General features: G+C 71.3%; 6 protein-coding genes. 3 read left to right on the top strand and 3 right to left on the bottom strand.

The window, feature by feature from the left end:
* Window positions 1–20 precede the first annotated feature (20 nt).
* Window positions 21–701, bottom strand: coding sequence for a helix-turn-helix transcriptional regulator (locus ACVNF4_RS32530; RefSeq protein ID WP_461806476.1), 681 nt, complete (start codon window positions 699–701; stop codon window positions 21–23).
* A 200-nt stretch (window positions 702–901) separates the two neighbouring features.
* On the opposite strand from ACVNF4_RS32530, the gene ACVNF4_RS32525 reads away from it, so the two are divergent.
* Complete coding sequence (locus ACVNF4_RS32525) at window positions 902–1729, top strand: SAM-dependent methyltransferase (protein WP_461806475.1); 828 nt, start codon at window positions 902–904, stop codon at window positions 1727–1729.
* A gap of 6 nt (window positions 1730–1735) precedes the next feature.
* Here the strand turns inward: ACVNF4_RS32525 and ACVNF4_RS32520 are convergent, their stop codons facing one another.
* On the bottom strand, window positions 1736–2662 hold the full coding sequence (locus ACVNF4_RS32520) for a helix-turn-helix domain-containing protein (RefSeq protein ID WP_461806474.1): 927 nt from the start codon (window positions 2660–2662) through the stop codon (window positions 1736–1738).
* 151 nt (window positions 2663–2813) lie between these two features.
* A complete protein-coding gene (locus tag ACVNF4_RS32515; protein WP_461806473.1) occupies window positions 2814–3041 on the bottom strand; it encodes a DUF397 domain-containing protein in 228 nt (75 codons plus the stop codon).
* A gap of 152 nt (window positions 3042–3193) precedes the next feature.
* Here ACVNF4_RS32515 and ACVNF4_RS32510 point away from each other — a divergent pair, with 152 nt between their 5' ends.
* Together ACVNF4_RS32510 and ACVNF4_RS32505 are read left to right on the top strand one after the other, a co-directional pair.
* Window positions 3194–3622 (top strand): ATP-binding protein, encoded by a 429-nt coding sequence (locus ACVNF4_RS32510; RefSeq protein ID WP_461806472.1) that lies wholly within the window; start codon window positions 3194–3196, stop codon window positions 3620–3622.
* Between the two features lie 156 nt (window positions 3623–3778).
* A partial coding sequence (locus tag ACVNF4_RS32505) for a serine/threonine-protein kinase (RefSeq protein ID WP_461806471.1) occupies window positions 3779–4804 on the top strand: 1026 nt, incomplete at its 3' end.

The raw sequence follows: 4804 nt of genomic DNA, 5'->3' as shown, positions 1-4804 counted from the left end.
CCGCACCTGCCCGCGCCCCCTCACCCCGGCTCCCCCTCGCCCCCACCGGCCCGCGCCTGCGCCAAATAGCTGTACGCCGACGCCCGGGAGATCCCGAGGCGGGTCGCGACCTGTTCGACGGAGCGGCGGACGGCGAAGACGCCGCGGGCGTCGAGGGTGCGGAAGAGGTCGAGGCGGCGGGGGCGGTCGAGGTCGGACCAGGTGCCGTCGCGGGCGGGGAGGTGGGTGTCGACCAGGACGTCGACGACGGAGTCGATGTCGTGCTCGAACGTCGTCACCGGCGTCTCGGCGGGCACCGCGGCCGGGCCGGCGAGGCCACCCAGCAGGGTCTGGACCCTGGCGATCTCGGTGATGTCCACGTTGACGCAGAGGGCGCCGAAGACCGTCCCGCCCGAGTCGCGCAGCACCATCGTCGAGGACTTCACCATCTTGCCCCCGACCGTCCGCGTCACGTAGTTGAGGTCGTCCGCCACCCCGTCGCCCCCGGCCAGCACCCGCAGCCCGATCTCGCTCATCGCCGCGCCGACCACCCGCCCGGTCACCGCGCCGGCGACGGCCACCACCGAGGCTTCGGGCCGCCGATAGTCGTGCAGCACCACCTCGCACAGCTGCCCGAACGTCGCCACGAGCCCGTCGACCACCGGCCTCAGCGCCGCGAGGATCGCATCCCGCTCGCCGTCCCTGCTCCCGTCAGCACCCATCCGCCTGCCCTCCTCTCTGCCGCCTAGACTACACATCCACCTCTTGGACGAACAGTCCACTTTCGAGCGACACCCCCGCACCCCCTCCTCACCCCCACCCCCGGGCGAACCCGGCCCGAACCCCTGGCGCCCCCGATTCCCGTTTGCCTACGATGAGTTCGCCTCCGTCACTCGCCGGAGTGGATCAAGGGGGAAGTCGCATGCGACCCGGTGAACGGCTGTCCAAGGAGATCGACGCGTCGGTGCCCACCGCGGCCCGGATGTACGACCACTACCTGGGCGGCAAGGACAACTACGCGGCCGACCGAGCGGCCTGCGAGCAGCTCGACCGGGTCGTCCCGAGCACGCGCGTCCTCGCGCTCAACAACCGCCGCTTCCTCCAGCGGGTGGTGGGCACGCTCGCCCGGGAGTACGGCGTCCGGCAGTTCCTGGACCACGGCTCGGGCCTGCCCACGCAGGACAACGTCCACCAGGTCGCCCAGCGCGTCGATCCGGCGGCGCACGTCGTCTACGTCGACAACGACCCGATGGTCCTCGTGCACGGCCGCGCGCTGCTCCAGGAGGACGAGCGCACAGCCGTGATCCACGCGGACATGCGCCGCACGGAGGAGATCTTCACCCACCCCGACACCGAGCGCCTGATCGACTTCACGCGACCGGTGGCCGTGCTGTTCAACTCGGTGTTCCACTGCATCCCGGACGACGAGGAGGACGGCCCCGACGCGGTCGTCCGCCGGGTCGTCGAGCGGCTCGCACCCGGCAGTTTCCTGGTGATGTGCCAGCTCGTCAGCGAGGACGCGGCGGTCCGGAAGTTCGTCACGGACTTCATGGACCAGGCGACGCAGGGACATTGGGGCCGGGTGCGGCAACAGGCGGACGTGGCCCGGTGGTTCGAGGGGCTGGAGATCCTGGAGCCGGGACTGGTGGAGGTCTCCACCTGGCGCCCGGACACCGAGGTGGCACCCCGTCAGCAGACCCTGGAGTGGATCGAGTTCGGCGGCCTCGGACGCGTCCTGGACCGAGGCTGACGCCAGTCACTCCCCGGGTCCGGGATAACGCTCCCTCCGCACCCGCCTCAGCAGCTCCAGCGACTCCCGGGGATCGAGCGCCTGGTCCGCGAGCCGGTCCAGCGCCGCCCGGTACTCCTCGGTCTCGTCCTGCGCCTCCACGAACACGGCCCCGGCGAGGTGTTCCAGGTAGACCACGTCGGGCAGGTCGACGCCGCCGAAGCGCAGATAGGTCACCGGCAGGGGCGGCGCCGAGGCGTGCGGGGCGTCCAACGGAACGATCTGGAGGGTGACATGGGGTCTGCCGGCCATCTCGACGAGGTGGGTCAGCTCCTCCCGCATCACGTCACGGCCGCCGATCACCCGCAGCAGGACGGACTCGTCGACGATCGCCCACACCGCGGGCGCGTCCGCGCGGTGCAGGAGCTGCGAGCGCCGCATCCTGAGGTCGACCCGGCGCTCGACCTCGCGCGCGGGCGCGCGGGGCAGTCCGCGCTCCACGACGGCACGGGCGTAGGCGGGGGTCTGAAGCAGGCCCGGCACGTACTGGATCTCGAAGGTGCGGATCGCGGTGGCGCCCTCCTGAAGGCCGACCAGCCGGTCGAACCACTCGGGCACGAGCCGCTTGTCGTACCGCTGCCACCAGCCGGGTTCCCCGGCCCTGCGCAGGAGTTGGAGCAGGACGGACGCCTCGTAGGGGTCGGCGCCGTACAGCCGCAGCAGGAGTTGGACGTCGGGTTCGGCGGGGGGTCTGCGGCCCTTGCCCGACTCGATGCGGGAGAGCTTCGCGGGGCTGAACCCGACGGCGCGGGCCGCCTCCTCCTGGGCGAGACCGGCGTCCTCGCGCATGCCGGCGAGCTGAAGGCCGACGAGGGTCTTCAGCAGGGTCGGGGCGGGCTCCTGCCGGTTCAGATACGGTTCGAGGCGGGAGACGCGAAGGGACTGGGCGGACATCCTGGCTCCTCGGGGCCGGGCGCGTGACGAGACGGACCTTCCCGGCCGGATCGTCTCACCGCCGGGGCACATGGCACATGCCGCCGGCACCGGTCCGAACGTCCGGCCGGGATGGGGCCGTTCACACAGGGTGGCTCAACCACCCACCTTTTCACAGCAGATGGTCGAACTCCCCGTCCTTCACGCCGGCGAGGAACGCGGCGATCTCCTCCGGCGTGTACACGAGCGCGGGACCGTCCGGGTCCCGGGAGTTGCGCAGGGCGACCAGCCCACCGGGCAGGGCGGCCGTCTCCACGCAGTTGCCCGTCGCGTTGCTGTGGCGGCTCTTGGTCCAGCGGGCGTCCAGCGAACTCGCCCGTACTCCGTTCTCGACCGGCACGGCTTCCTCCTCGGTGTCCCGAACTCGGCGCGTCCGATATACCGGCGGCAATTTCCCGTGAAATTGCACGCGGTCTTCGACACCGTGGATAATAGACAGGCCGTCAACCGGTGTGCCAGAGCCCTGTACCGACGTCGTCCCAGGGAGAAGCCGTGCTGTCACGCGCCCAGTTCCCCACCGCGAAGTCCGCGACCCTGGATCTCACGGGCAGCCGCGAGGGATTCGCCGAGGCCCGTGACTTCACCCATCGCACGCTGGACGACTGGGAGTTGGCGCACTGCCTGGACGACGCGGTCGTGGTCGTCACCGAACTCGCCGCGAACGCCGTCCTGCACGCCCTCCCCCACGCCGATACGTGCGACGTCCGCGTCCGTCTCACCCTGCGCCGCCGACACCTCATGTGCGCCGTCACCGACCGCAGCGACGACGTGCCGGTGTACCCGTCCGCCGTCGATCCGCTCCTCGAACACGGCCGGGGCCTGAGGATCGTCGAGGCGCTGTCGGAGCACTGGGGGTGGACGAAACGTACGCCTGTGGGCAAGACCGTCTGGGCCATGCTCCCGACCCGCGATCCGGTCTGATCCGATCCCGTCCGATCTCATCCGATCGCCGCAATCACCCGCGTCACCTGCCCGAACTGGGCTAGCCTCGTACCTCCCGTCCAGACGAACTGACGTACGGCGAACATCATTCGGGGTTGATCTGTGTCAGACGAGAGACCGGTCCCACCTGGCCCGGTGAACAGCGAGGCCGGTGCTCTCCGGCGGACCGGCGCGCAACCGCTGCGGCCGGGCGACCCCGAGCGGGTCGGTCCGTACGTGACGCTCGCCCTGCTGGGCAGCGGCGGCATGGGCCGGGTGTACCTCGGCCGCGCCGCGGACGACGGACCGGGGCTGTTCGCCGTCAAGGTGATCCGGCCCGAGTACGCCGAAGACCCCCGTTTCCGCCGCCGGTTCGAGCGCGAGGCCCTGGTCCACGACCGGATCCGGACGGCCCGCGCTCCCCGCTTAAGGGGCACCGGCTTCGAGGCCGAACTGCTGTGGATGGCCACGGAGTACCTGCCGTCGCTGGACCTCGCGGACGCCGTGCGCACGGACGGCGCGCTGTCGACGGCCGCCGTGTGGCGCCTCGTCGCCGAACTGGGCGAGGCGCTCGGCGTGTTGGCGGAGGCGCACGTCGTGCACCGCGACCTCAAGCCGTCCAACGTGCTGCTCTCGGACCAGGGGACGCACGTCATAGACTTCGGGATCGCCAAGGCCGTCGACGTCAGCGCGATCACCGGTACCGGCAACCGCGTCGGCACGCCCGCGTACATGTCGCCGGAGTATCTGCGCACGGGCCACTGCGACACCAAGTCCGACGTGTTCTCGCTCGCCGGGACGCTGATCTACGCCGCCGCGGGCCGCGCGCCCTTCGGTGACGGCACGGGTGTGGACGTCATGCACCGCGTGGCGTTCGAGGAGCCGGACGCGGAGGTCCTCGCGAAGGTGACGGCCGCCTGCCCCGACCTCGGCGCCCTGCTGGCCTCCTGCCTCGCCAAGGACCCCGAGCTGCGCCCCACCCCGCAGGCCCTCACCGCGTCCGCCGCCCCGCACGTCACCTCCCGGGACTGGCCCGAACCGCTGCACACCCGGGTCCGCGAACTGCGCGAGCATTCCCTTTCACCTCCTCGTCCGACCGGGAGTCTTCGGTGTGACCCCGACATGCGGTATACGGCCAGCATACGGACGTCTTCACCCGGCGACATCAGGGTTCGTCGGTGC

It is taken from the genome of Streptomyces sp. S6 (assembly GCF_054880855.1).
The sequence above is the reverse complement of the archived record's forward strand: the minus strand, read 5'-3'. Positions and strand labels throughout refer to the sequence as shown.